At 73.9% G+C, this 24,386-nt stretch carries 25 protein-coding genes; 6 read left to right on the forward strand and 19 right to left on the reverse strand.

The window, feature by feature from the left end:
• Window positions 1-24 precede the first annotated feature (24 nt).
• From AB0H53_RS09730 to AB0H53_RS09745, 4 genes are all read right to left on the reverse strand, one after another.
• A complete protein-coding gene (locus AB0H53_RS09730; RefSeq protein WP_362109460.1) occupies window positions 25-1,110 on the reverse strand; it encodes a S1 family peptidase in 1,086 nt (361 codons plus the stop codon).
• Window positions 1,111-1,357: 247 nt separating this feature from the next.
• Window positions 1,358-2,260 (reverse strand): S1 family peptidase, encoded by a 903-nt coding sequence (locus tag AB0H53_RS09735; RefSeq protein WP_362109355.1) that lies wholly within the window; start codon window positions 2,258-2,260, stop codon window positions 1,358-1,360.
• A 243-nt stretch (window positions 2,261-2,503) separates the two neighbouring features.
• Window positions 2,504-3,292, reverse strand: coding sequence for a DUF1684 domain-containing protein (locus AB0H53_RS09740; protein WP_362109357.1), 789 nt, complete (start codon window positions 3,290-3,292; stop codon window positions 2,504-2,506).
• Between the two features lie 60 nt (window positions 3,293-3,352).
• Complete coding sequence (locus tag AB0H53_RS09745) at window positions 3,353-4,591, reverse strand: DUF5685 family protein (RefSeq protein WP_362109359.1); 1,239 nt, start codon at window positions 4,589-4,591, stop codon at window positions 3,353-3,355.
• Between the two features lie 290 nt (window positions 4,592-4,881).
• On the opposite strand from AB0H53_RS09745, the gene AB0H53_RS09750 reads away from it, so the two are divergent.
• The gene (locus tag AB0H53_RS09750) at window positions 4,882-5,316 is read left to right on the forward strand and encodes a cell division protein SepF (RefSeq protein WP_362109361.1); all 435 of its coding nucleotides are present in this window, start codon (window positions 4,882-4,884) and stop codon (window positions 5,314-5,316) included.
• A gap of 13 nt (window positions 5,317-5,329) precedes the next feature.
• On the opposite strand, the gene AB0H53_RS09755 is transcribed toward AB0H53_RS09750, so the two are convergent.
• Together AB0H53_RS09755 and AB0H53_RS09760 are read right to left on the reverse strand one after the other, a co-directional pair.
• The gene (locus AB0H53_RS09755) at window positions 5,330-6,532 is read right to left on the reverse strand and encodes an acyl-CoA dehydrogenase family protein (RefSeq protein ID WP_362109363.1); all 1,203 of its coding nucleotides are present in this window, start codon (window positions 6,530-6,532) and stop codon (window positions 5,330-5,332) included.
• 132 nt (window positions 6,533-6,664) lie between these two features.
• Entirely contained in the window at window positions 6,665-8,374 is a 1,710-nt protein-coding gene (locus AB0H53_RS09760; RefSeq protein WP_362109365.1) for an MFS transporter, read from the reverse strand.
• Between the two features lie 419 nt (window positions 8,375-8,793).
• Here AB0H53_RS09760 and AB0H53_RS09765 point away from each other — a divergent pair, with 419 nt between their 5' ends.
• Window positions 8,794-9,798: a phosphatase PAP2 family protein gene (locus AB0H53_RS09765; protein WP_362109367.1), complete on the forward strand. Its 1,005-nt coding sequence runs from the start codon at window positions 8,794-8,796 to the stop codon at window positions 9,796-9,798.
• Between the two features lie 130 nt (window positions 9,799-9,928).
• Here the strand turns inward: AB0H53_RS09765 and AB0H53_RS09770 are convergent, their stop codons facing one another.
• From AB0H53_RS09770 to AB0H53_RS09790, 5 genes are all read right to left on the reverse strand, one after another.
• Window positions 9,929-10,144: an I78 family peptidase inhibitor gene (locus tag AB0H53_RS09770; protein ID WP_362109369.1), complete on the reverse strand. Its 216-nt coding sequence runs from the start codon at window positions 10,142-10,144 to the stop codon at window positions 9,929-9,931.
• Between the two features lie 220 nt (window positions 10,145-10,364).
• Window positions 10,365-11,405 (reverse strand): YafY family protein, encoded by a 1,041-nt coding sequence (locus tag AB0H53_RS09775; RefSeq protein WP_362109371.1) that lies wholly within the window; start codon window positions 11,403-11,405, stop codon window positions 10,365-10,367.
• Window positions 11,406-11,462: 57 nt separating this feature from the next.
• Window positions 11,463-12,248 carry a hypothetical protein gene (locus AB0H53_RS09780; RefSeq protein WP_362109373.1) on the reverse strand — a complete coding sequence of 262 codons (786 nt, stop codon included), beginning with the start codon at window positions 12,246-12,248 and terminating at the stop codon, window positions 11,463-11,465.
• Window positions 12,245-13,528: a glycosyltransferase family 4 protein gene (locus AB0H53_RS09785; protein ID WP_362109375.1), complete on the reverse strand. Its 1,284-nt coding sequence runs from the start codon at window positions 13,526-13,528 to the stop codon at window positions 12,245-12,247. Before AB0H53_RS09785 ends, AB0H53_RS09780 begins: the two co-directional genes overlap by 4 nt.
• Before the next feature lie 185 nt (window positions 13,529-13,713).
• Complete coding sequence (locus AB0H53_RS09790) at window positions 13,714-14,364, reverse strand: transglycosylase family protein (protein ID WP_362109377.1); 651 nt, start codon at window positions 14,362-14,364, stop codon at window positions 13,714-13,716.
• 204 nt (window positions 14,365-14,568) lie between these two features.
• Between AB0H53_RS09790 and AB0H53_RS09795 the strand changes: the two genes are divergently transcribed.
• Both AB0H53_RS09795 and AB0H53_RS09800 read left to right on the forward strand, forming a co-directional pair.
• Window positions 14,569-15,375 (forward strand): hypothetical protein, encoded by an 807-nt coding sequence (locus AB0H53_RS09795; RefSeq protein WP_362109379.1) that lies wholly within the window; start codon window positions 14,569-14,571, stop codon window positions 15,373-15,375.
• 152 nt (window positions 15,376-15,527) lie between these two features.
• Window positions 15,528-15,866, forward strand: coding sequence for a hypothetical protein (locus AB0H53_RS09800; RefSeq protein ID WP_362109381.1), 339 nt, complete (start codon window positions 15,528-15,530; stop codon window positions 15,864-15,866).
• Window positions 15,867-15,954: 88 nt separating this feature from the next.
• Here the strand turns inward: AB0H53_RS09800 and der are convergent, their stop codons facing one another.
• The 5 genes from der to aroH all read right to left on the reverse strand — a co-directional run bounded on the left by der (window position 15,955) and on the right by aroH (window position 20,440).
• Window positions 15,955-17,403, reverse strand: coding sequence for a ribosome biogenesis GTPase Der (gene der, locus AB0H53_RS09805; RefSeq protein ID WP_362109462.1), 1,449 nt, complete (start codon window positions 17,401-17,403; stop codon window positions 15,955-15,957).
• A 58-nt stretch (window positions 17,404-17,461) separates the two neighbouring features.
• Complete coding sequence (locus tag AB0H53_RS09810) at window positions 17,462-18,145, reverse strand: lysophospholipid acyltransferase family protein (RefSeq protein WP_362109383.1); 684 nt, start codon at window positions 18,143-18,145, stop codon at window positions 17,462-17,464.
• Window positions 18,103-18,774, reverse strand: coding sequence for a (d)CMP kinase (gene cmk / locus AB0H53_RS09815; RefSeq protein WP_362109385.1), 672 nt, complete (start codon window positions 18,772-18,774; stop codon window positions 18,103-18,105). The genes AB0H53_RS09810 and cmk overlap by 43 nt, the downstream gene beginning before the upstream one ends.
• 221 nt (window positions 18,775-18,995) lie before the next feature.
• Window positions 18,996-20,081, reverse strand: a complete 1,086-nt coding sequence (locus AB0H53_RS09820) for a prephenate dehydrogenase (protein ID WP_362109387.1) — start codon at window positions 20,079-20,081, stop codon at window positions 18,996-18,998.
• The gene (gene aroH / locus AB0H53_RS09825; protein WP_362109389.1) at window positions 20,078-20,440 is read right to left on the reverse strand and encodes a chorismate mutase; all 363 of its coding nucleotides are present in this window, start codon (window positions 20,438-20,440) and stop codon (window positions 20,078-20,080) included. The genes AB0H53_RS09820 and aroH overlap by 4 nt, the downstream gene beginning before the upstream one ends.
• 99 nt (window positions 20,441-20,539) lie before the next feature.
• Here aroH and AB0H53_RS09830 point away from each other — a divergent pair, with 99 nt between their 5' ends.
• Together AB0H53_RS09830 and AB0H53_RS09835 are read left to right on the forward strand one after the other, a co-directional pair.
• Window positions 20,540-20,956, forward strand: coding sequence for a DUF952 domain-containing protein (locus tag AB0H53_RS09830; RefSeq protein ID WP_362109391.1), 417 nt, complete (start codon window positions 20,540-20,542; stop codon window positions 20,954-20,956).
• 11 nt (window positions 20,957-20,967) lie between these two features.
• A complete protein-coding gene (locus AB0H53_RS09835) occupies window positions 20,968-21,705 on the forward strand; it encodes a nucleotidyltransferase domain-containing protein (protein WP_362109393.1) in 738 nt (245 codons plus the stop codon).
• Here the strand turns inward: AB0H53_RS09835 and AB0H53_RS09840 are convergent.
• Genes AB0H53_RS09840 through AB0H53_RS09850 form a run of 3 tightly spaced genes read right to left on the reverse strand, consistent with a single transcriptional unit; the run spans window position 21,637 to window position 24,165 of the window.
• Window positions 21,637-22,392: a nucleotidyltransferase domain-containing protein gene (locus AB0H53_RS09840; RefSeq protein WP_362109395.1), complete on the reverse strand. Its 756-nt coding sequence runs from the start codon at window positions 22,390-22,392 to the stop codon at window positions 21,637-21,639. The two genes, AB0H53_RS09835 and AB0H53_RS09840, sit on opposite strands and share 69 nt — an antisense overlap.
• 4 nt (window positions 22,393-22,396) lie before the next feature.
• Window positions 22,397-23,422, reverse strand: a complete 1,026-nt coding sequence (locus tag AB0H53_RS09845; RefSeq protein ID WP_362109397.1) for an ADP-ribosylglycohydrolase family protein — start codon at window positions 23,420-23,422, stop codon at window positions 22,397-22,399.
• Complete coding sequence (locus tag AB0H53_RS09850) at window positions 23,419-24,165, reverse strand: NUDIX domain-containing protein (RefSeq protein WP_362109399.1); 747 nt, start codon at window positions 24,163-24,165, stop codon at window positions 23,419-23,421. Before AB0H53_RS09850 ends, AB0H53_RS09845 begins: the two co-directional genes overlap by 4 nt.
• Window positions 24,166-24,386 lie beyond the last annotated feature (221 nt).

The raw sequence follows: 24,386 nt of genomic DNA on the forward strand, positions 1-24,386 counted from the left end.
TCGCGGACCGGCCGCCCTCCCGGGTCAGCCGATCTGCGCGCCGTAGGCGGTCAGCGCCTCGGTCACCGGCTGGAAGAAGGTCACCCCGCCCGAGGTGCAGTCACCACTGCCGCCCGAGGTCAGACCGATGGCCGCGTCACCGGCGAAGAGCGCGCCGCCGCTGTCGCCCGGCTCGGCGCAGACCGTGGTCTGGACGAGCCCCTCGACGACCTGGCCGTTGCCGTAGTTCACCGTGGCGTTCAGGCCGGTGACCTCGCCGTCGTGCACCTGGGTGGTGGAACCGCTGCGGGTCACCTTCATCCCGACGGTCGCGTCGTCCGCCCGGGCGATCTGCTGGGTGCCGCCGTCGTAGAGGTTCACCGCGCTCGGGTGCTCGGCGCCGGCCTCGTACTTGACCAGCGCGAAGTCATTGCCGGGAAACTGCGAGTCGGTCATCGTGCCGGCCGCCGGGCCGCCGGCGGACTGCGACCACTTGCTGCCCGCGTCACCGCAGTGGCCCGCGGTGAGGAAGTGCGGCTGCCCGTCCTTGACCACGTTGAAGCCGAGCGAACAGCGCCCGCCGCCGGTGTGGATGGCGTCACCGCCGGCCAGGAAGGGCTTGAACTCCCCGGCGGAGCGCTTCAGTTCGGCCTTGGAACCGAGCCCCTTCACCACTTCGTTGAGGCGCTTCCAGGACGCCCCCTCGACCGTGCTGTCGGCCGTGACGACGACCTTGTTGGTCACCGGGTCGACGGCCCAGGACGTGCCCGGTATGGTCGCCCGGCTCTTCAGCGTCCGGCCGGCGCCCTGCAGTTCGGCGAGCGAGTGCTCGACGACTCTCGCCCGGCCGCCCGCCTCGCGCACCGAGTCGGCCGCGGCCTCGTCCACCACGTTGACCACCAGGGCCCGGGCCCCGGCGTCGTAGTAGGCGCCGGCGTCGTCGTCGCCGAGCTTCTTGTCGAGCGAGGAGGCGAGGTCCCCGGCCGCCGTCGCCGACAGCGCCTTCACGGGGGGCTGCGGCGGTTCCTCACTGGCGTTCGCGGTCTGCAGGGTGATTCCCGCACCCAGCAGAGCCACCACGGCTCCGCCGGCGAATACCGCGCGCTTCCTGCGTATGCGTCGGTGCTGCAACATCGACCTCCTGTGGGGGCCCGTGCCGGGGCATGCGTGGGGGCCGCCCTGGCACGGAGGATGGGATGAGGAGCCCACTCTTCCGGCGCGGCCCCGCCGAACACAAGGTCGTCCGACGGACGCGCACGCGATCTTCACTTCACGCCCCCGCCCATCACGCACGAGCCCCCGCCCGGGGACGGGCGGGGGCTCATGACGGTTTCCGTGCCGCGTGCGCGGGCCGGCGCGCCGCGTGCGCGGGTCTGGATCAGTAGACGCTGACGCGGTAGGCGCTCAGGGCCTCCGTGACGGGCTGGAAGAAGGTCGTTCCGCCGGAGGAGCAGTTGCCGCTGCCGCCGGAGGTGAGACCGATGGCGCGGTTGCCGGAGTAGAGGGCGCCGCCGCTGTCGCCGGGCTCGGCGCACACGTTGGTGCGGATCATCCCGTAGACGACGTCGCCGCCGCCGTAGTTGACCGTGGCGTTGAGGCCGGTGACGCTGCCGCTGTGGGTGCCGGTGGTGGAGCCCCGGCGGGTGACGGACATGCCCACGGTGGCGTTGGCGGCGCTCGTGATGTCGACGCTGCCGACGGTGCCGGCCTTGTCGATGGAGGTGTTGGAGTACCGGACGATGCCGTAGTCGTTGTTCGGGAAGCTGGAGCCGGTGGTCGGCCCCAGGACGGTGGTGCGGCCCGAGTTGGCGTACCAGGTGCCACCGCTCTCGGTGCAGTGCCCGGCGGTGAGGAAGTACGTGGTACCGGCGCTGTCACGGACGTTGAAGCCGAGCGAACAGCGCGAGCTGGCGCCGTAGATGGCGTCACCGCCGGAGATGAGCTTGCTGAACTTGCCCGGGGTGCGCTCGACGCGCAGGGCACCGGCGTTGGCGCCGGCTTCCCGCTTGATCCTGGCTATCTCGGCCTGGGACACGGTCGAGTCTGCGGTGACGACCACGGTGCCGGTCTTCTGGTCGACGTGCCAGGCGGTACCGGCGATGTCGGCCTTGAGGACGGCCGAGCTCGCGGCGGCGAGCCGGTCGGCGCCGAAGGTCTGCGGGGAGTCCGCGTTCGCGGCCGGGACCGCGAAAGCGGCGGCGGCGGTCAGACCGAGGGAGACGGCGAGCAGACGGGATCGTCTGGCCGTGCCGCTGCGGGGGGTGGTGCGCTCGTTCCTCACTTGTCGTTCCTCCATGGGGGGATCGGGGGCCCGCCGTGGGGTGCCGGGCCCGTGAGGCGCAGTCAGGGGCGGTGGTGCCGTCTCCGGCCACCTCCCGGTGTCCGGGATGTGGCCAGGATGTGGTCCGGGGGGTCGTCCGGATTCCGAACACGTCGTGCTCCTGACAAGCGCTGTTCGGGAGTATTGGCGTGGTCAACTACCGGCGCAAGGGCACCTTTCGGCCGCGCGCTCCCGCTGGGCCCCTCAGCGCTCCCGCAGCCTCCGCTCCCCCACCGGGACGGCGAACGGAAGGGTGTTGCCGGGCGGCGGGAACGGGCAGATGAAGTGGTCGGCGAAGGCGCGGGGCGGCAACTGCGTCCGGTTGAAATCCACGGTCACCGTGCCGTCGGGGGCCGGTGGCGCGGGCCGCAGGAAACGGAAGGGATAGGAGCCGTTCCCGCTGGTGGCGTCGGCGATGACGGCCCACAGCGAGCCGTCGTCCTCGACCGCGGCCCGCAGCGTGTACTCGGTGCCGTCGCGTACGAGGGCGAGCTCACCGGCCAGCCCCAGACCGCGCTTCCGCCCGTCGGCGTTCACCACCCGGACGCTCCGCGTCCGCCCGTACGGCCGGAAGGTCCCCGGGAGCACCCAGCGCTCGTCGTACGGGGCGACCTCGATGCCCGGGAAGGCGCGCCGCGCCGCCGCGCCGGGGTCGAAGTCGCGCACCGCCCACAGCCCTTCGCGGCGCAGCACGACCAGCCGGCGGTCACCGGCCGCGACGCGTGAGCGCTGGGCCGGGGCGTGGTCGGCGGCCAGCCTGACCTCACCGGCCGGCGGGCGGCCGTCGACGGTGATGCCGTCGCCGGCCGAGGCGGTGAGGACCACCTCGTCACCGCTCTCCCGCCAGATTCCCGGGACGGCCGGAATTCGCCCTTCCGGGTGGTCGGCGAGCCAGTGCGTACCGGTGAGGGAGAGCGGGCCGTACGGTGCCGTGACCGCCGCGGCGCGCCGGTCGCGCCAGTGCTGCCAGTCCCGCTGTGCGTCAGTGCTCATGCGCCCACGTTTCCACACCGGCCGGGCGGCCCGGAGCGCGTCCCGGGCCCGGACGGGCCGTCAGCAGCCGTCGCAGGGGCAGCAGCAGTCGCAGCCGGGACCGCAGCCGCCGTCGCAGTCACGGCAGCAGCCCTCCCTCTTCTTGCGGGACCAGGGGCCCTCGTACTGCCGGGCACAGCAGATCCGGCAGGTGCAGAAGAGCCCGGTGAAGGCGGCGCAGCCGGCCCAGAAGCCGCGCGGCCCGGGCCTGGAGGGACCGCCCCCGGGCCCCGGCGGCAGGCCACCGGGGCCACCGGGGCCGCCGCCGGATCCGCCCGGGACGCCAGGGTGGCCGCCGTACGGGTTCCCGCCGTAGGGATTCCCGCCGTGAGGACTCCCGCCATAGGGGTTCCCGCCGTAGGGGTTCCCGCCGCCCTGGCCTCCGTAGCCCTGGTGCGAGCAGCTCGTCGTGCCGAACGCCCGGTCCACCGACTGCCGCAGCTCGTGCACCAGGAGCATGTGCAGCAGCCCGTCGTCCACGAACCGCGCGTCCCGCAGCGCCAGCCGGATGCCGCGCAGCGCGTCGTCCGCGAGCCGCCGCGCCTCGGTCAGGTCCGTGCCGGTCGCCGTGAGCGGGTTCCAGGCGCCCGACACCGTGTCGGCCTCCAGGTCCTCCACCGCGTCCAGCAGGTGGGCCAGGCGCCCGAAGAGCCGGCCGGCCTCGGCGAGCGCCGCCGCGTTCCGCGGCTCGCCGGCCAGTACGGCGGTGTGCGCGAACGCGGCGGCGGTGGCCGTCTCCGTCGGCTCGGTCACCGTCAGCAGCGGCGTGCCCGGACCGGCCAGCGCCTCTATACCGGCCTGCCGGTCCACCGCGTCGATCAGGACGGCGGTGTCGAAGCCCAGGGCGCGTCCGGTCCGGGCGCCCGCCCGGTCCCAGCCACCGGCCACCCTGCGCGCGGCGGCGGCCACCGGGCGGCGGGCCAGCAGCCCGTCCCGGTCGGCGACATGGTCGCGCACCTTCGCCGAGGCGAGCACCAGGGAGACGGCCGCGGCCAGCCGCGCCCCCTCGCCCCGGGCGACCGGCGCGGTCCGCATGGCGCGCAGCGGGCAGGGCCCGGCCGTGCGCCGGGCGGCGGGGGTGCGCTCGGACTGAGCCTCCGTCAGCACGGAGACGATGAGACCGTCGTAGTTGGTGGCCACCCGCGCGAACTGGCCGTGGTCGGCGCGCAGCGCCAGGCAGAGTCCGCACAGATGCGCCATCCACTCCGTCCGCAGTCCGCTGCTGAGCCGGTGCGTACAGGGTCTGACAATTCCGAACATGGTGATTCCCCCGTGTCAGGTGGCGGTGCGGCGGGCAATCGTACCGAGCCACCTGTCGTTCACCCGTACGTCCGCTCGCTCACCCGTCTGGACCGAATGTCATATATGAGTTGCGCGAAGCCCTTGCCAGGGCTCGTACGCCCGAAGAATCTTGACGAATCGCCATATCTTCTGCACCAGTACCGTCACGAATTGCCTGCGCGGCGACTATCCACTTGGCGCGCGATCCGCATGATGGTCGACCATAGGGACAGCGGAACCACAAGTGACCGCGACGAAAGGAGGCGTCCATGGGATCGGTGCGCAAGGCGAGTGCATGGCTCGGACTCGTCGAGGACAACGACGAGCGTTACTACGACGACGAGTACGCCGAGAGTGCTCAAAGCGGCGACGCCTGGGTGACCGACCCGCGGGTGCGGGTCGCCTCCGAGACCGCTCAGGAGGAAGACCGCCGGATCGCCACGGTCGCACCGGACGGATTCCGGGACGCCCGCAGCATCGGGGAGCTCTTCCGGGACGGCGTCCCGGTCATCATGAACCTCACCGCCATGGAGCCCGCCGACGCCAAGCGCGTGGTCGACTTCGCGGCCGGCCTGACCTTCGGGCTGCGCGGCTCGATCGAGCGCGTGGCGACCCGGGTCTTCCTGCTGACGCCCGCGGACACGCAGATCGTCAACGGTGAGCCCGGATCGCGCGCCGCGGACGGATTCTTCAACCAGAGTTGACGGGCGGCACCGCTCACCGGAAGGCGTCGAGGCCGGTGAGCGCCTTGCCCAGCACCAGCTGGTGCATTTCCACGGTGCCCTCGTAGGTGAGCACCGACTCCAGGTTGGTGGCGTGCCGCATGACGGGGTACTCCAGCGAGATCCCGTTCGCCCCGAGAATGGTGCGCGAGGTGCGGCAGATCTCGATCGCCTCCCGTACGTTGTTGAGCTTGCCGAAGCTGACCTGCTCGGGGCGGAGCCTGCCGGCGTCCATCCTCCGCCCGAGGTGGTGGGCGAGCAGAACGCCCTTGTGCAGTTCCACCGCCATGTCGGCGAGTTTGGCCTGGGTGAGCTGGAAGCCGCCGATCGGCCGGCCGAACTGCTCACGCGTCCTCGCGTAGTCGAGCGCCGCCTCGAACGAGGCCCGCGCGGCGCCCATCGCGCCCCAGACGATCCCGTAGCGGGCGTGCGACAGACAGCTCAGCGGCCCCTTCAGCCCGGTGACCTCCGGCAGGACCGCGTCGGCGGGCAGCCGCACGTCGTCCAGGACGAGCTCACTGGTCACACTGGCCCGCAGCGACCACTTGTGTTTGATCTCGGGCGCCGCGAAGCCGGGACTGTCGGTCGGTACGGCGAAGCCGCGGATGCCCTCGTCCGTTCGCGCCCACACGACGGCCACCCCGGCCACCGAGCCATTGGTGATCCACATCTTGCGGCCGCTCAGCACCCAGTCGGTGCCGTCCCTCTTCGCGTGGGTGCGCATGCCCGCCGGGTCCGAGCCGTGGTCCGGCTCGGTCAGCCCGAAGCAGCCGATCACCTCGCCCGACGCCATCGACGGCAGCCAGCGCCGCTTCTGCTCCTCGGAGCCGAAGCGGTGGATCGCGTACATGGCGAGGGAGCCCTGGACGGAGACCAGGGAGCGGATCCCGGAGTCGGCGGCCTCCAGCTCCAGACAGGCCAGTCCGTACTGGACGGCGCTCGCGCCCGCGCAGCCGTAGCCCTCCAGCGACATGCCGAGCGCGCCGATCGAGCCGAGCTCGCGGGCCAGCTCCCGGACGCCGGGCAGTTCACCGCGCTCGTACCAGTCGGCGATGTGCGGCAGCACCCGCCCGGCGGCCCAGCTCCGGACGGTGTCGCGGACCGCGAGGTCCTCGGGGCCGAGCAGGTCGTCGAGGCCGAGGGGGTCGCCGGGGTCGAAGGGCGGGAGCTTCGCGGGCGGCTTCGAGGATGCGGACATGGCGGACCTCCGGCGGCTGGCGCACCGCAAAACTAGCGGTGTTAGTTGCAACTCGGCGCAGACGTTACGGCTCAGTCCGCCGCGCGTCCAGCCCCCGTTCGGGGCTCCCCCGCCGGTCCGCCGCGGCCCGGTTCAGCGGGCCCGGTCCACCGACCAGCCCTTGGCCGACTCGACCGGCTCGCGCCGCCCGGGCACCCGCGGCCCGCCCGTGGGGCGGGCCGTCCCGGGGCAGGGCCGGGCCGTGGCGGGGGCCCGCACCTCCCCGCCGGGCGGCGGGTCACCGCCCAGCCGGGTGTCCGGGTCGGGCGGGCACTCCATCACGCGCGGCAACCGCTGCGCCGCCAGCGCGCCCAGCAGCAGCAGCCCGGCGCTGACCAGCAGGGTGATGTGCAGGCCGTGCACGAAGGCGTGCCGCGCCGCCGTGCGCAGCGCCTGGCCGGCCGGGCCGCCCAGCTGGGCGGCCACCTGATAGGCCTCGCCCAGCGAGTTGGCGGCGGCCGAACCGGCGGCCGGGGGCACCCCGGGGACGGCCGCGAGACCCGGCCCGTAGGCGGCGTTCATGACGCTGCCGAGCATGGCGATGCCCATGCCGGCACCGAGCTGGTAGGAGGTCTCGCCGATCGCGGCGGCCCCGCCGGCACTGTGCGCGGGAGCCTCGCTGAGCATCGACTCGTACGCCCCGAACAGGGTGGTCTGCAGCCCGAAGCCGAGCAGGACGAAGCCGGCCGTGAGCAGCAGCGGGCGATCGTGCTGGCCCATCAGCGTCAGCAGCAGCACCGCCCCGGCGGTCAGCACGAAGCCCCAGCCGACCATCCGGCGCGGGCCGACGCGGGCCAGGGTGTACGAGCCGGTGGCGCCCGCCGCCATCGCGGCGAAGGTCAGCGGCAGCAGCCGCAGTCCGGTCTCCACCGGGCTCAGGCCGAGGACGAGCTGGAGGTACTGGACGGCCACCAGCTCCAGGCCGACCAGCGCCAGCATGGCCAGCACGATGCAGCCGACGGAGGTGGTGAAGGCCGCCCGGGAGAACATCCGCATGTCGATCAGCGGCTGCTCGCGGCGCCTCTGCCGCCGTACGAACAGCGCCAGCAGGACCGCGCCGGCCAGCAGCGGGCCGGTCGTCGCGGCGCTCAGGACGGGCTCGCCGGCGCCGATCCGCTTGACGCCGAGGACCGCGCCCAGCACGCCGGCCGCCGCCATCAGGGCGCCGAGCACGTCCCAGGGGCCGTCGCCGGTGCCCCTGGACTCCGGCAGCAGCCAGCGGCCGAGCGGCAGGATCAGCGCCATCAGCGGAATGTTGATCAGGAAGACCGAGCCCCACCAGAAGTGCTCGACCAGGAACCCGCCGAGCACCGGCCCGGTGGCGGCGCCGATGGCGGCGGTGGCCGTCCACACACCGATCGCCGTGGCGCGCTCGCGCCGGTCGGGGAAGACCGCGCGGAGGATGGACAGCGTGGCCGGCATGATCATGGCGCCGCCGATGCCGAGCAGCGCGCGGGCCCCGATCAGTACGGCCGGGGTGTCGGCCATCGCCGCGACCGCCGAGGCCACCCCGAACAGCGCGTACCCGCCCAGCAGCACCCGGCGCCGCCCGATCCGGTCACCGAGCGTGCCGAACAGGATCAGCAGTGAGGCGCAGACCAGGGGGTAGGCGTCCACGATCCACAGCAGCGCGGTGGAGCTCGGGCGCAGGTCCTCGGTGACGGCCGGAACGGCGACATGGAGCACCGTCGCGTCCAGCGCCACCAGCAGCAGGCTGACGCAGAGGACGACGAGGACGACCCAGCGGTTGGCACCGCCGCCGGCGGCACGCGCGCGCGCTCCGGCCATGGCCGTCAGGGACATGTACGTACCTCCCACAGATGGATCCCTCGCGCTCGGTGGGCAGCGGCCGGAGGAGGGACGTCCCCGGGCGGCCCGGCATCGACGGGCGAGTGAGCCGTCAGCGTACGCGAGTTCAGGGCGAAGGCGCGTGGCCCAGCTCTCACCGGAGCGCGGGCGGGAGTGTGGCGTACGCCACTCACCGGCTTCCGCTGGACGGGCCCGCGCGGGGAAGAATGACCGGCGGCCGCGACCGCTGGCCATTTCCGCGACGGACAAACAAACTTCCGGAAGAAGCCCGGGGGCATTAGGTCGGAAGGTCGTCGGCGTTTATGGATAAGCAACCGATAAGCGTCCGTCCGGGAACCGCGCCACATCACATCGTCATCACGAAGAGAGCGGATGTGCCTGGGTCCACACTCACTCGCTGTAACGTCGATTGGGTGCGTACCGACATCTTTGCCCGTCTGGACCGGGAGCCGGAACCGCCGAAGATTGAGATCCCGCGGATGAGCCGCACCCGTCTCGCGCTCTTCGGCGGGACGTCGGCGTTCTATCTCGCCATCGTGGTGGCCGTACTCCTGTCGTCGTGGCTGGTGACCCTCGACTGGAAGGTCATGCTGTTCCGGCCCTACCAGCAGTGGCCAGAACTGCACGCGACCCTCGACTACTTCGTGGTGCTCGGCCAGCGGGGCCCGACGGCGGTGATGGTGGCGGCCTGGCTGGGCTGGCGCTCCTGGCGGCAGCACACGCTGCGGCCGCTGCTGGCGCTGGGCGCCGCGCTGCTGGCGCTGAACGTGACCGTGGGCGCGGTCAAGCTGGGTCTGGGCCGGCTGGGCCCCCACTACGCGACACAGATCGGCTCGGCCGAGCTGTTCGCGGGCGGCGATATATTTCCGTCCGGGCACACCGCCAACGCCGTGGTGACCTGGGGCATTCTCGCCTACCTGGCCACCACGCCGCGCGCCCGGCGCCATCTGTCGGCGCTGTCGGCCGTGGTCGCCCTCGGCGTGGGCCTGACCACCGTCTACCTCGGTACGCACTGGCTGAGCGATGTGCTGCTGGGCTGGGCCGCCGGCCTGCTGATCCTGCTGGGCCTGCCCTGGTGCGAGCCGCTGATCGCCCGCGCCGAGGCAATGATCCTCGCGGTGCGCGAACAGCTCCGGGCACACCGCCGGCGGGTGCCGTCGGTGCCCGTCGCCACGGGCGGGCCGCGGCCGGCCCCCTACCCGCGACTGCCGGTCACCGCGGACGGCGGGCCGGCCGCGGAGCCGGTCAGGGAGCCCGCCGCCGAACCGGTGGGAGCCGGCAGCGGCGGCCGTACCGCGACCGTCCGGACCACCCTCGCCCAGCCCCGGCCGCACGCGGTGGTGCGCTCGGAGCGGACGCCGCTCACCCCGGCGGGCAGCCGGCGCCCACCGCGCTCCCGCCCGCTGACGGGCGGCTGATCCGCGCACAGCGAAAGGCCCCGGCCGACGCCGGGGCCTTTCCCGTACCCGGGGCGCTTCCCGGGGCCCGGGGCTTCCCCGGACCGGGGAGCTTTCCGTAGCGGGCGCCGCGAGCGTCGAGCCGGGGGCCTCAGCCCACCCAGCAGCGGGTGACGGTGTCGTCCGCCACCTCGAAGTTGATCCGGCCGGCCACGAACTCCATGGTGATGAAGGTACCGGGCGGCAGCGACCGCACGGTGGTCCAGCCACGGGCGCGGGCGAGCCGCTCGGCCCGGCGTTCGTCGAGGCCCACATAGGTCTCGGGGGTGTCGTCGGGCTGTGCGGAAGAGGTCGGTATCGGTGCCATGCCCCTCACCGTAGGCGGCGGCGCACAGTGACGGAAGCCGGGGCGCGGCGCATGGCGGTACGAGCCCCATGTACCTCACCGGTCACATTTCTGTCACAGGATCACGACATGTGTTTGCCGCGCGGTTCTCCCTCTCCCGGGCCACCCCGCACCGGCAGCGAGGGAATTCCGCACCCCCCGGGTCGGCCCCGCCCCGGGGAATTACCCCGGCCTTCTTATTTCACTTCGGCGCATCATCATGGGAATGCCCGGCCCCCAGAGCGGTGTTCCGGCCATCCGGTGGAATTCCGGCCTCTCGGGCGGACCTGTCCAGCGCCCGGGTGAGCCGGTCGCGCACCGATCCGATCCGGTCGGCCAGCTCGGGCGGCTCGACGACCTCGAACTCGAAACCCATCATCACCACGTGGACCACCAGGGCGTCGAGGCTCGCGGCACCCGTGCGCAGCAGGCAGGTGGACCCGCTCCCGGCCTCCAGCACACCGTCCACCGGGCCGACCACCCGCGCGGCCTCCTCGGCCGTCGCGTACAGCCGCACGACCGCCTTGGCGGCGTACCCGGCCGTGGACACGCCCTTGGAGACATGGGCCGCCAGGTCGTCGGCGGGCGGCCGGCGCGGTGCGAAACGCGGTCCGTGCGGCGGCGTCGGGACGATCCGGTCGGCCCGGAACGTCCGCCAGTCGCCGCGGTCCACGTCCCACGCCACCAGGTACCAGCGCCGCTCGGTGCACACCAGCCGGTGCGGTTCGGCCGTGCGGCGGCTGACCGAGCCGTTGTGGTCGCGGTATTCGAAGCGCAGCCGCTCGCTGTCCCGGCAGGCGCTCGCCAGCTCGGTGAGGACGGCGGGGTCCACCCGGTCGGCGGAGGCGCGCAGCATGGGCACGGTGAAGGTGTTCAGGGTGCTGACGCGGCGGCGCAACCGGTCGGGCAGCACCTGCTCCAGCTTCGCCAGGGCGCGTACCGAGGTCTCCCCCACGCCCTCGACACCGCTGCCCGCCGCCGTGCGCAGCCCCACGGCGACCGCCACCGCCTCGTCGTCCTCCAGCAGCAGCGGCGGCAGCGCCGCGCCCGCGCCGAGCCGGTAGCCACCCCCCGTGCCGGGGCTGGCGTGCACGGGATAGCCCAGCTCGCGCAGCCGGTCGACGTCCCGCCGCACCGTGCGCGGGGTGACGTCGAGCCGCCGCGCGAGATCGGCGCCGGACCATTCCCGGTGGGCCTGGAGCAGTGAGAGCAGGCGCAGCAGTCGTGCCGAGGTCTCCAACATGGGGCGAGTCTGCCAGCCGTCGCGGACAGCCACGGTCCGCGACGGTGCCCGCCGGCGTCAGCCCGTCAGCCGTACGCAGAGGTCGTTGTCGGTGGTGTAGCAGGGTGCCGCCCGGTAACCCTCGCCCCGGTGCTCGGGGTAGACGCAGATGTTCTTCCGGTCCCAGACGTCGTCCAGGATCCGGGAGATCCGCACCGGCCCGGCGTCGGCGTCCGGGCGCAGCCAGAGCTGCCAGAGCTGCTCGCCCTCGACGGGCGGCTCGGCGAGCGCGTCGTAGCGCAGGGTGAAGGCGAACCTGCCCCCGCCGCCGCCGGCGGGCACCTGGTGGACCTCCCCGCCCCGTCGTGCCTCGGCCACCGCGCCCGGTCCCAGCTCGGCGCCGTACAGCGCGCCCTCGACCGTGCAGGCGCCCGCGCCGAAGGTGATGTCACCGGCCTCGGCGTGCGGGGCGCGCACCCAGCTGCGCACCGCGAGCCGCCCGTCGGCGGTCGGGTACGGGACCCGGGCGGTGACCCGGCCCTCCTCGGGGACGCGGTCGACCAGCGCCCGTACGTCCCGGACCCCGGGCTCGACGGCGCGGCCGTCGACATAGGCGTCCCAGCGGCCCTCGGCGAGCTCCACCGTGCTGGGCAGCACGGCGCGCAGATGGCCCTCGCCGGCCGGGGTGAGCGGCAGCCGCAGCTCGTCCGCCGGAGCGGTGCCGCCGCGCCGGCGCAGGACCAGGGCGGGCTCGGTGGCGTCCATGACCGCTATGTCGAAGGTGATCCCGCCCGCGGAGTCCACGACGCAGTCCGCGCGCGGCTCGCCGCGCCCGGACTGCTCTGCGGTGGTCGGGTCGGTCATGCGGGCTTTCCCTTCCGGATCACGTCGGCGGCCTTGTAGCGCACGGTGTACGCCGCGTCGAGCAGCGCGCCGCGGGCGCGGTGCAGCCCGTCGCGGACCCGGCTGCGGGACCGGCCGCCGGCGCCCCGCGCGACCAGCTCGGCGAAGAGGGCCTCGTGCCGCTCGGCGATCCGGGCCGGATCGAAGCGCCGTGCCGCGGCCAGCGCGGCCTGCCCGGTCCGGCGCCGCAGGTCGTCGTCCTGGATCAGCTCCAGCAGCGCGCCGGCGATCGCGTCCACGTCGCCCACCGGCACCAGCCGCCCGTCGACCCCGTCCTCGATGATCTCGCCGGGGCCGTGCGGGCAGTCGGTGGAGACCACCGGCAGACCGCACCGCATCGCCTCCACAATGGTCATGCCGAACGACTCCAGGCGCGAGGTGACGGCCGCGACGGAGCCCTTGACCCACTCGGGCTCCAGCGGGTTCGCCGGGCCCATCAGGAAGACGTGGTTGTGCAGGCCGCGCTCCTCGATGAGGGCGCGCAGCGCGTTCTTCTCGTTGCCGGTGGCGTCGCCGGAGCCGTAGATCCGCAGCCGCCAGTCGGGGCGCGCGGCGACCACCTTGGAGAACGCCTCGACCAGCAGGTCGTACCGCTTGACCCGGGTCAGCCGGCCGGCCGCGACGACCCACTTGGCGGTGGAGTCGGCGGGCTCGACGGACGGGGCGGGGACGCTGTTGGGGACGGCGTCGACGCGTACCCCGGGCAGCGAGAGCCGGGTCCGGTAGGAGCGGGCGTCGGCCTCGGTGACGGTGGTGACGGCGTCGAGCAGCGCGTAGCGGTGACTGATCTCGCGGCGCAGCCGGTAGCCGTGGCTGTCGAGGGTCAGGTGCTCCTGGCCCACCCGGACCGGACCGCGCCGGGCCTGGCGGGCGATGTGGATGTTGAGCCCCGGGCGGGTGCCGACCACGACGTCCGCCTCCAGGGACCTCAGGTGCTCGGCGATCCGGGTGTCGGTCAGACGGCTGTACTGCTTCCAGCGGCCGTCGCCGCGCGGGAACACCTGGGCGGGCCGCCGGTGGTCGGGGTGCCCGCCGTCGTACGTGGGGCTGTTCCTGCGCAGATCGACCAGGTGCTTCATGGTCACCCCGGCGGGGGCGCCCAGGGTCGGCTCCTCGCGGTGGCGGAAGACGGAGACGATCTCGACGTCGTGCCGCTCGGCCAGCGCCTGGGCGAGGTTGAACGTCGTGCGGATCGTGCCACCGATTCCGTACGCGTTGTGGAGCAGAAAAGAGATATGCATCGCGCTGCCGCGTCCCCCTGGTCCCACTGGGCCGATGGTCATCGGAAATGGACTGTACTTGGTGGGCCACCGGCCGCTTCACGGCCGGTGGCCGAGTCGGGGGAACGGCCGGGCGTACACGGGGGACGCGCTCCGGCGGGCAGCTCCGGGGCGGCCCCGGGCCGGCGGCGAGGGGGCCGGCGGGCTCACTTCCCGTTCTTGGTGGTCGCCGGGAGGCTGAGCATCGCCTTGGGCCGGATGCGGTTCGGGTCCTTGCCGATGACCTTCTTGTTGGCGGCGTAGAGCGCCTTCCAGCCGCCCTTCACCCCGAAGCGGTGCGCGATGCCGCTGAGGGTGTCCCCCGGCTGCACGGTGTGGGCCCGGCCGGACAGTCCGTACCGCTTGGAGCAGGTGGGCCAGGCGCCCCAGCCCTGCCAGCGCAGCACTTCCTCGGCGACGGTGATCTGCTGCTGGCGGGTCGCCAGGTCGGCGCGGCGGGCGTACTCCAGGCCGCCGTACGCCTCCCAGGTCGACTGCCGGAACTGCAGCCCGCCGTAGTAACCGTTCCCGGTGTTGATGTGCCAGCGCCCGCCGCTCTCGCACAGGGCGACACAGCCCCACGGCCACTGGTCGGTGGCGCAGTCGGCCATGGTGTACCCCGCGCCGGGACCGGGGGCGGGCGGCGGCGGGTACCAGGCGGGGACGGCCCGCGCCGGCGGTGCGGCCGGCGCCGAGCGGGCGGCCGGCGCGGCCTGCGCGGCCCGGGACGGGACAGCCGCACCCGCACTCGCGGGTACGGACACCAGCAGCGTGGTCACGGCCGGCACCACGGCCGGCCAGAGGCGGATCTTCGGCATCGGGCCACGCTAGGCAGCCCCGCCCGGACCGCGCCGCCGCCGCGCGGGGCGCCGCCGAGCCCCACCCGGTCGGCCGAGGGGCCGCCGCCGGCCCGCCTTTCCGCCCGGGCGCGTGACTCCATCCGCGCATCCCCCGTTGAACCCTTCATGAGACGAGCCGGGAACCGCCCGGCATCGCACGCGAACGAGTCCGAGGAGCCACCCGTGCAGCGCATGCTCGACGTCAGCGAGGACGTACGCGCCGAGATCGGCGACGAAGAGGCCGAACGGCTGCTCGCCGGCGACAACGCCCCGGGCAGCTACGACTGCACCTCCTGCCGTACCCCGGGCGACGCCGAGCAGGAGCGGACCAGCACCGTGCTGTTCGTCGGCGAGGAGACCGCCGTACTGGCGTTCGCCCACGCCACCTGCATCCCCTCCCAGGTGGTCAGGGTCGCCGAGGAGCACCTCCAGGGCGCGGTCCGGTCCATCACGGGTGAGGAGCCGGCCGCCGTCCAGCGGCCCGTCGCCCCTCCGCAGCGGATCCCCGTCACCGGCGACCAGGCCGTCCTGGGGGTCACCAGCGGCCTGGTGCTGGTCGACAACGAGCTGCACCCCGCCCTGGTGGTGGAGCCGACCGTGCCCATCGGCCGGCCCGGCACGACCGGCGGCGGCGATGTCTTCCTGCCGCTGCTGATGGAGCACGGCTTCCTGCCGGTGACCGACATGTCGCAGCGGCCCGGCCCGCTGCCGGGCTGGTCGGTGCTGCTCGCCATGGGCCAGCTGCACGCGATCCTGCAGCCGGGCACGGGCGGCGGCAGCCCGGTCGCCTGGTGGCAGGCGCACCAGCCGCTCCAGGTCACCGACGGCTGGCGGGCCGCCGCCAACAAGACCCGCACGGTGCTGGTCTTCGCGGCCCCGGTCGGGGTGATCGGCACGCAGCCGCGCGAGGACCTGCTGCGTGACGCGCTGGAGAAGGCGACGGCCGACGGACGGCTGGTGGCCGCCGCGATGCCGCTGGCGGGCACCTGATGGAGGCGGCGCCGACCGCGCGGGGAACGGCCCCGTCGCGCCCCCGGGACCAGGTGCCGGACCGGGCCGGGGAGCAGGCGCCGCGGACCGGGCGGCCGCCGTTCCCCGGCGCGGGGCCGCATCCGACGGGCGGCGGGGTCGTTGGCACCTACGTGCACTCATACGAGCCCTCCCGCCAGCCGTACCAGCAGATCCCCGCCATGCGCCCGGCGTACGACGGGCCGTCCGGCCCGTCGGCCACACCGATCTACGACGCGCTGTACTCCGAGTACCGCCGGTCGTTCCGGACGCTGCCGGGTGACCGCAGCGGCGAGGAGGACCTGGGCTTCAAGGCCTTCGGCGCCGGCCCGCACCAGCTCGGGCACGGTCTGGGCCACCAGCAGCACCACTCGGGCGGCTACCCGAACGTGTGGCAGCCGGCCGGGGTGCGCCAGCACGCCGGCCACCACGTCCCGGCGGCGCTGCCGCCCGGCCCCCGCAGGGGTCTGTGACCGGACGCACGACGGCGGGGCCGGAACGAGTGTGCGCCACTCGCTCCGGCCCCGCCGTCGTGGTACGGGCCCGGCCGGGTCCCCCCGGTTACTTCTTCCGGCCGCGCTTCTCGCGCACCCGGACCGAGATGTGGATCGGGGTGCCCTCGAAGCCGAACTCCTCGCGCAGCCGCCGCTCGACGAACCGGCGGTAGCCGTGCTCCAGGAAGCCCGACGCGAACAGCACGAACCGCGGCGGCTTGGTGCCCGCCTGCGTACCGAAGAGGATGCGGGGCTGCTTGCCGCCGCGGATCGGGTGCGGGTGGGCGGCGACGAGCTCACCGAGGAAGGCGTTCAGACGGCCGGTGGGGACACGGGTCTCCCAGCCCTCCAGCGCCGTCTCGATCGCCGGGACCAGCCGGTCCATGTGGCGGCCGGTGAGGGCGGAGACGTTGACGCGCGGGGCCCAGGCCACCTGCTGCATCTCCGTCTCGATCTCGCGCTCCAGGTAGTAGCGGCGCTCCTCGTCCAGCTCGTCCCACTTGTTGTACGCGATCACCAGCGCGCGCCCGGCCTCGACGGCCATCGTGATGATGCGCTGGTCCTGGACCGAGATGGAGTCGGTGGTGTCGATCAGGACGACGGCGACCTCGGCCTTCTCCACGGCGGCGGCGGTACGCAGCGAGGCGTAGTAGTCGGCGCCCTCCTGGAGGTGGACCTTCTTGCGGATGCCGGCGGTGTCCACGAACTTCCAGGTCTTGCCGCCGAGCTCGATCAGCTCGTCCACCGGGTCGCGGGTGGTGCCGGCCATCTCGTTGACGACCACCCGCTCCTCGCCGGCGACCTTGTTGAGCAGGGACGACTTGCCGACGTTGGGGCGGCCGATCAGCGCGATGCGGCGGGGGCCGCCCACGGGGGTGCCGAACGTCTGCTCCGGTGCCTCGGGCAGCGCCTTGAGGACCTCGTCCAGCAGGTCGCCGGTCCCCCGGCCGTGCAGCGCGGAGACCGGGAACGGCTCACCGAGACCGAGTGACCACAGCATGGCGGCGTCGGCCTCGGCGGAGGGGCCGTCGACCTTGTTGGCGGCCAGCACCACGGGCTTGCCGGCCCGGCGCAGCAGCTTGACGACGGCCTCGTCGGTGTCGGTGGCACCCACGGTGGCGTCCACCACGAAGACCACCGCGTCGGCGGCCTCGATGGCGTACTCGGCCTGGGCGGCGACGGAGGCGTCGATGCCCAGGACGTCCTGCTCCCAGCCACCGGTGTCGACGACCTTGAAGCGGCGGCCGGCCCACTCGGCCTCGTAGGTGACCCGGTCGCGGGTGACGCCGGGCTTGTCCTCGACGACGGCCTCACGGCGGCCGATGATGCGGTTCACCAGGGTCGACTTGCCGACATTCGGCCGGCCGACGACGGCGAGGACCGGGAGCGGGCCGTGCCCGGCCGCCTGGATGGCGCCCTCGACGTCCTCGATGTCGAAGCCCTCTTCGGCGGCGAGCTCCATGAACTCCGCGTACTCGGCGTCGCCAAGTGCCCCGTGGTCGTGCTGGTCGTTCATGAAGTCCGTTTCCTCGTTCATCATCGGCGGATCGAGTGATCCGCTACTCAAGTCTCGCTCAGCGCCCGGTGAGGCGCCTGGCGTTTTCCAGGTGGGCGGTGAGCCGCTCCTGGATACGTACGGTGGCGTCGTCCAGCGCCGTACGGGTGCGCCGTCCCTCGGCGTCCCCGGCCCGGAAGGGGTCGCCGAAGACGACGTCGACCCCGCTGCGCAGCGGGGGCAGTGCCCTTATCAACCGTCCGCGCCGGTCGGTGCTTCCCAGCACGGCCACGGGCACGATCGGGGCGCCGCCGCGCACCGCGAAGTACGCCAGTCCGGCGCGCAGCGACGCGAAGTCGCCCTGACCCCGGGTGCCCTCGGGGAAGATCCCCAGAACGCCGCCGTCCGCCAGTACCGCCAGGGCGCTGGTGATGGCGGTGCGGTCCGGCGCGGACCGGTCCACCTTCACCTGTCCGATGCCGCGCAGGAACGGGTCGAGCGGGCCGGTGAACGCTTCCTTCTTGATCAGGAAGTGCACGGGCCGGGGGGCGGTGCCCATCAGCATGGGGCCGTCGAGGTTGTGCGCGTGGTTGACGGCGAGGATCACCGGCCCGGTGGCCGGTACCCGCCAGGCGCCCAGGACACGGGGCTTCCACAGCCCGTACATCAGGCCGACGCCGATGCCCCGGCCGATCGCGGCGCCCTTCGCCGAGGGAGGCGTCACCGGGCGGCCCGCTTCTCCTCGACGAGGGTGACGACGCACTCGATGACCTGGTGGAGGGTGAGGTCGGTGGTGTCGACCTCGACGGCGTCGTCGGCCTTGGCGAGCGGCGAGGTCTTGCGGCTGGAGTCCGCCGCGTCCCGCTTGACGAGCGCTTCCCTGGTGGCGTGCACGTCGGCGCCCTTGAGCTCGCCGGAGCGGCGGGCGGCACGGGCCTCGGGGGACGCGGTCAGGAAGATCTTGAGGTCGGCGTCGGGCAGCACCGTCGTACCGATGTCGCGGCCCTCCACGACGATGCCGTTCTCCGCGTCGGCGGCGATGGAACGCTGGAGGTCGGTGATCAGGGCCCGCACCTCGGGCACCGCGCTGACGGCGCTGACCTTGGAGGTGACCTCCTGGGTGCGGATCGGCCCGGAGGCGTCCACCCCGTCGACGGTGATGGTGGGGTGGGACGGGTCCGTGCCGGAGACGATGACGGGCTTGCCGGCGGCGGAGGCGACTGCGTCGGCGTCGGCGACGTCCACACCGTGGCCGATCATCCACCAGGTGATGGCCCGGTACTGCGCGCCGGTGTCCAGGTAGCTGAGCCCCAGCTTGGCGGCGACCGCCCGGGAGGTGCTCGACTTGCCCGTGCCGGAGGGGCCGTCGATGGCGACGATGACGGATTCCACGGTGTCGGACACCTTCCTGGTACGCGGGAGAGGGCCGGCCGATTGCCGAGGGGCCCGCCACAAGGTTACCGACTGCGGCCGCCGGAACATGCACCCGTTCAGCGGCACCGCTCCGGCGGCCCCGGCGCACGCCCCCGGCGGGGTGCGCGCGGGGGCGGCGCCCCGCCGGACCGGTGCCCCGGGCGGGCCGGGCGGGCCGGTCCGCCCGGGCCGGGGGCCGGTCAGTGCCGCAGGGCCCAGCCCCGGTCCTGGAGGGCCGCCGCCAGGTCCGCCGCCGCCGAGGGGGCCACCATGAGCTGCACCACGCCCGCCTGCTGGCCGGTGGCGTGCTCGATGCGGACGTCCTCGACGTTGACGCCCGCCCGACCCGCGTCCGCGAAGATGCGCGCCAGCTCACCGGGCTGGTCGCTGATGAGGACGGCCACCGTCTCGTACACGACGGGGCCGCCGCCGTGCTTGCCGGGGACCCGGGAGCGGCCCGCGTTGCCCCGGCGCAGGACGTCCTCGACGCCCGTCGCGCCGTCGCGCCGCTTGTCCTCGTCGGACGACTGCAGCGAGCGCAGCGCCCGTACCGTCTCCTCCAGGTCCGCCGCCACCTCGGTGAGCACGTCCGCCACCGGGCCGGGGTTCGCCGACAGGATCTCGATCCACATCCGGGGCTCGGAGGCCGCGATGCGGGTGACGTCGCGGATGCCCTGCCCGCAGAGCCGTACCGCCGTCTCGTCCGCGTCCGCCAGCCGGGCGGCGACCAGGGAGGAGACCAGTTGCGGGGTGTGCGAGACCAGGGCGACGGCCCGGTCGTGGGCGTCGGCGTCCATGACGACGGGCACGGCCCGGCACAGCGCGACCAGTTCGAGAGCGAGGTTCAGCACCTCGGTGTCGGTGTCCCGGCCGGGCGTGAGCACCCACGGGCGGCCCTCGAAGAGGTCGCCGGTCGCGGCGAGCGGGCCGGAGCGCTCCTTGCCGGACATGGGGTGCGTACCGATGTACCCGGTCAGGTCCAGGCCCATCGCCTCCAGCTCCCGCCGGGGGCCGCCCTTGACGCTGGCGACGTCCAGGTAGCCCCGGGCGGCCCCGCGGCCCATGGCCTCGGCGAGCGCGGTGGCCACGTGCGCCGGGGGTACGGCGACGATCGCCAGGTCGACGGGGCCGTCCGGCGCCTCGTCGGTACCGGCGCCGCGCGCGGCCGCGGTACGGGCCCGGGCGGGGTCGTGGTCGACGAGGTGGACGGTGACACCGCGCCCGGACAGCGCGAGGGCGGCCGAGGTGCCGATCAGCCCGGTTCCGACGACGAGGGCGGTTCTCACTGGGCGATGTCCTTGCGCAGGGCGGCCGCCGCGCCGAGGTACACGTGGGCGACCTCCGACTTGGGCAGCTCGGTCTCGATGTGGGCCAGCAGACGGACGACGCGCGGCATCGCGCCCTCGACGTCCAGTTCCTGCGCGCAGATCAGCGGCACGTCCACGATGCCGAGCTTGCGGGCCGCCGCGGCCGGGAAGTCGCCGCGCAGGTCGGGGGTCGCGGTGAACCAGACGCTGATGAGGTCGTCGGGGACCAGGTTGTTGCGCTCCAGGACGGCGGTGAGCAGCTCGCCGACCCGCTCCCGCATGTGCTCCGCGTCGTCCCGATCCAGCTGGACGGCCCCTCGGACCGCTCGTACCGCCACGTGCCTGCTCCTTCGCCCGTGCGCCCGCGGATGCCGCCGGCGCGAGTGCTGCCGCCTTAAGCCTAGTCAACCCCCGGGCGGCTGCCGGAGACTGTCCGCATGCTGTATCACGTCGTACCCCTCGCCGACTGGTCCGTCCACCCGGAGGAGCCGTACGCCCCGCCCTCGCTGGCGGCCGAGGGCTTCGTGCACTGCTCGCCGGACGAGGCGACCGCGCTGGGCATCGCCGACGCGTTCCACCGGCGGGCGCCGGGCCCGCTGCTGGTGCTGCGGATCGACGAGTCGCTGCTGTCGGCCGACGTCCGCTGGGAGAGCGCGGACGGCGGGGACGGCGCGGACGGGCCGCTGTTCCCGCATGTGTACGGGCCGGTGGAGCGCGCGGCGGTCACCGGCCTGCTGGAGGTGCGCCGGGACGCGGACGGTCGCGCGGAGGGGCTCGTGCCCCGGGCACAGCGGTGGCACGGCGGCCCCGGCGGCGCCCGGGGCCCTCGGGGGCACCTCCGTGGCCCGGCATAGTCTGCGGTCCCATGAGTCCCGAAGACCTGGTCCGCGACCACACCGTCTACTCCTGTGTCATGGGTTCGCGCGCCTTCGGCCTGGCGACCGGCGACAGCGACACCGACCGCCGGGGGGTCTTCCTCGCCCCCACCTCGCTCCAGTGGCGCCTCTCCAAGCCGCCGACGCATGTCGAGGGCCCGGCGGAGGAGCAGTTCAGCTGGGAGCTGGAACGTTTCTGCGAGCTGGCCCTGCGGGCCAACCCCAACATCCTGGAGTGCCTGCACTCCCCCCTGGTCGAGCGGATCGACGACACCGGCCGCGAACTGCTCTCGCTGCGCGCGGCGTTCCTGTCCCGCCGGGTCCACGAGACCTTCGTCCGGTACGCGGCCGGCCAGCGCCGGAAGCTGGAGGCGGACGTACGGCGGCACGGCGCGCCCCGCTGGAAGCACGCCATGCACCTGCTGCGTCTGCTGGCCACCTGCCGCGACCTGCTGCGTACCGGGGAGCTGGTGGTCGAGGTCGGCGAGGACCGCGAGCCGCTGCTGGCGGTCCGGCGTGGCGAGGTGCCGTGGGACCGGGTCCAGTCGTGGATGGCCCGGCTGGCCGACGAGGCCGACGAGGCGGCGGGGCGCTCACCGCTGCCCGCCGGGCCGGACCTGGCCCGTGTGGAGGACTTCCTGTACCGGACCAGGCTGCGCTCAGCCCTGGAGGCGGGTCCGTACGACGAAGTCGTGCAGCGCGTCGTGCGCGACCGGGCCGTCGGGTAGCGCCGAGGCGGCCTGGGCCTCGTCGAGGACGGCGTGCAGGCCCTCGGTGTCGGCCCTCACCCGCCTGGTGTCCACGCCGGTGGCCGGGCCGTGCTCGGCGTCCGCCTTGGCCGCGATGAGCTCGGCCAGGTACTCCGGCGCGGGCACCGCCCCCAGCAGGGTCGGCAGGTGGGCCACCACCTCGCCGGTGCGCATCAGGTGGATACCGGTCAGCAGCGCCCGGAAGGTGTACAGCAGCGGCTTGAGCTCGCCGCTCCTCTCGAACAGCCGCCACTGCGTGGCGGCGAACCCGCGGTAGTGGTGGGCGTGGTGGGTGGTGAGCACCCCCGGCGCGAGGGCGACCAGTTCGGCGTGCGCGTCGGAGGTGTGGGCCACCAGCGGGGACAGCAGTTGTTCCAGCACGTATCCGTTGCGCCGCAGCATCAGCCGGACGAACTTGCGCAGGTCGTGCGTGACCAGGTCCATCTCCACGCCGTCCCGGTCCCACATCCGCGACCGGGTCTCCTCCGGCTCGCGCAGTCCGATGAGCGCGTCCACCGGCAGCAGGTGCACCCCGCGCAGGTCGACGTCGGAGTCACGGGAGGGGAACCCGTACAGGTGCGCGCCGGAGACGGTGGCGAACAGCAGCGGGTCGGGCTGTTCGGCCACGACGGTTTCGAGGTCGGGGAGGTCCAGGGTTTCGGTCATGCGGTCAAGCGTCCCAGAGCGCGCCCAGCGTCAGCAGCTCACCGCGGTACTCGATGCGTTCGGCCCATTCCTCCGGCCAGGCGCCCGGGCCCAGGTGGGCGCCGGCGAAGGCGCCCGTCAGGCAGGCGATGGAATCGGAGTCGCCGCTGGTGCAGGCGGCCCTGCGCAGGGCGGTGACCGGTTCGCCGGGGAAGAGCAGGAAGCACAGCAGCCCCGCCGTCAGCGCCTCCTCGGCGATCCAGCCCTCGCCGGTGAGCAGGCACGGGTCGGTCTCCGGGTGGGCCGTGCGCGCGAGGGCCGCCAGCCTGCCGAGGGCGTCGAGGCACTCGTCCCAGCCCCGTTCGATGTAGGCCCGTTCGGTGCGGTCCCCAGCGCGGGTCCACAGGTCACCGAGCCAGGCGCGGTGGTAGCGGGAGCGGTTGTCGTACCCGTAGGAGCGGAGCTGTCCGACCAGGCCGGCCGGCTCCGCGCCCCGGGACAGCAGGTGGACCGCGTGCGCCGTCAGGTCGGCGGCGGCCAGCGCGGTCGGGTGGCCGTGGGTGAGGGCCGCCTGCAACTGGGCGGCGCCGGCCCGCTGTTCTCGGCTGAGCCCCGGTACCAGCCCGATCGGGGCGACCCGCATGTTGGCGCCGCAGCCCTTGGAGCCCATCGCGGCGGCCTCCTGCCAGGGCCGGTCCCCGTCGAGTGCCCGGCAGGCGGTCAGGCAGGTGTGGCCGGGTGCCCGGTCGTTCTCCGGGGAGTGGTACCAGGTGACGAACTCCTCGCGCAGCGGCCGGACCAGCCGCGGCGGGGTGAGCTCACCGCCGGCGAGCGCCGTCCGGACGGCCCGGGCCACCGCGAGCGTCATCTGGGTGTCGTCGGTGACGACGGCGGGCTCCGGCAGGGCCATCTCCCGCCAGGGCCCGTACGCGGCGAGGATGGACGGTACGTCCTGGAACTCGGTGGGGTGGCCCAGCGCGTCGCCGAGCGCGAGCCCGACGAGACAGCCGGTGGCCGCGCGCCTGGTGACGGTTCCCGCCGTGGTGGTCATGTCGTGGGTCCTTCCGGTCGGTCCGGTCGCAGCAGCGGCGGGTGCAGGGCGGTGGCCCCGCCCGCCCGGTAGAGGGCGGCCGGTTTCCCCCGTCCGCCGGTCAGGCGCGGCGGTCCTGCCACGGCCTGGACGAAGCCGGGCGTGGCGAGGACCTTGCGCCGGAAGTTGGGGCGGTCGAGTTCCACGCCCCACACCGTCTCGTACACCTGCCGCAGCTCGCCGAGGGTGAACTCGGGCGGGCAGAAGGCGGTGGCCAGGCAGGTGTACTCGAGCTTGGCGCCCACGCGCCGGCGCGCGTCGGCGAGGATCGTGTCGTGGTCGAAGGCCAGCGGCCCGTGCGACCCGTAGGGCAGCCACTGCGCGTGCGCCGCGTCCCCGCCGCCACGCGGCTCGGGCAGGTCGGGCACGAGGGCGGTGTACGCCACCGACACCACCCGCATCCGGGGGTCGCGGTCGGGGTCGCTGTAGGTGGCCAACTGCTCCAGGTGGAGGCCGGCGACGGTGCCGCCGGACAGCCCGGTCTCCTCGGCGAGCTCGCGGCGGGCGGCCTGCCCGGCGGACTCGCGGGGCAGGACGAAGCCGCCGGGGAGGGCCCAGCGGCCCCGGTGGGGCTCCTGTCCGCGCCGGACCAGGAGCACCTGGAGCCGTTCGTCGCGGACGGTGAGGACCGCGAGGTCCACGGTGACGGCGAATGGCTCGAAGGCGTACGGGTCGTAGCCCTCGGGGCGCCGGGCGGCCGTCATGCCGTACTCCCCGCCGCGTGCGCCGCGCGGGCCCTCACCTCCCCCGCCGCGCGGGCGGGTGATCCTGGGCCACCCCCGTGGGTCCAGGTCCACCCGCCGTACCCGGCGGAGGTGGTGCGGCCGGTCCTTCCGGTGGTTCGCACACCGCCCCCTTAAGAGTCAAGATGACTATAAAGGCGAGGACAGGTCCTCCACAAGCACGAAAGCCCGCGGCCTTTCAC

The organism is Streptomyces sp. NPDC050856 (genome assembly GCF_040653855.1).
Taxonomy (GTDB): Bacteria; Actinomycetota; Actinomycetes; order Streptomycetales; family Streptomycetaceae; genus Streptomyces.

Excerpts from the sequence above, each read along its gene's own strand:
- AB0H53_RS09740 (WP_362109357.1), bottom strand. The coding sequence starts at position 3,292 with ATGAGCACTGACGCACAGCGGGACTGGCAGCACTGGCGCGACCGGCGC.
- AB0H53_RS09745 (WP_362109359.1), bottom strand. The coding sequence starts at position 4,591 with ATGTTCGGAATTGTCAGACCCTGTACGCACCGGCTCAGCAGCGGACTG.
- AB0H53_RS09750 (WP_362109361.1), top strand. The coding sequence starts at position 4,882 with ATGGGATCGGTGCGCAAGGCGAGTGCATGGCTCGGACTCGTCGAGGAC.
- AB0H53_RS09755 (WP_362109363.1), bottom strand. The coding sequence starts at position 6,532 with ATGTCCGCATCCTCGAAGCCGCCCGCGAAGCTCCCGCCCTTCGACCCC.
- AB0H53_RS09760 (WP_362109365.1), bottom strand. The coding sequence starts at position 8,374 with ATGTCCCTGACGGCCATGGCCGGAGCGCGCGCGCGTGCCGCCGGCGGC.
- AB0H53_RS09770 (WP_362109369.1), bottom strand. The coding sequence starts at position 10,144 with ATGGCACCGATACCGACCTCTTCCGCACAGCCCGACGACACCCCCGAG.
- AB0H53_RS09775 (WP_362109371.1), bottom strand. The coding sequence starts at position 11,405 with ATGTTGGAGACCTCGGCACGACTGCTGCGCCTGCTCTCACTGCTCCAG.
- AB0H53_RS09780 (WP_362109373.1), bottom strand. The coding sequence starts at position 12,248 with ATGACCGACCCGACCACCGCAGAGCAGTCCGGGCGCGGCGAGCCGCGC.
- AB0H53_RS09785 (WP_362109375.1), bottom strand. The coding sequence starts at position 13,528 with ATGCATATCTCTTTTCTGCTCCACAACGCGTACGGAATCGGTGGCACG.
- AB0H53_RS09790 (WP_362109377.1), bottom strand. The coding sequence starts at position 14,364 with ATGCCGAAGATCCGCCTCTGGCCGGCCGTGGTGCCGGCCGTGACCACG.
- der (WP_362109462.1), bottom strand. The coding sequence starts at position 17,403 with ATGAACGACCAGCACGACCACGGGGCACTTGGCGACGCCGAGTACGCG.
- AB0H53_RS09830 (WP_362109391.1), top strand. The coding sequence starts at position 20,540 with ATGCTGTATCACGTCGTACCCCTCGCCGACTGGTCCGTCCACCCGGAG.
- AB0H53_RS09835 (WP_362109393.1), top strand. The coding sequence starts at position 20,968 with ATGAGTCCCGAAGACCTGGTCCGCGACCACACCGTCTACTCCTGTGTC.
- AB0H53_RS09840 (WP_362109395.1), bottom strand. The coding sequence starts at position 22,392 with ATGACCGAAACCCTGGACCTCCCCGACCTCGAAACCGTCGTGGCCGAA.
- AB0H53_RS09845 (WP_362109397.1), bottom strand. The coding sequence starts at position 23,422 with ATGACCACCACGGCGGGAACCGTCACCAGGCGCGCGGCCACCGGCTGT.
- AB0H53_RS09850 (WP_362109399.1), bottom strand. The coding sequence starts at position 24,165 with ATGACGGCCGCCCGGCGCCCCGAGGGCTACGACCCGTACGCCTTCGAG.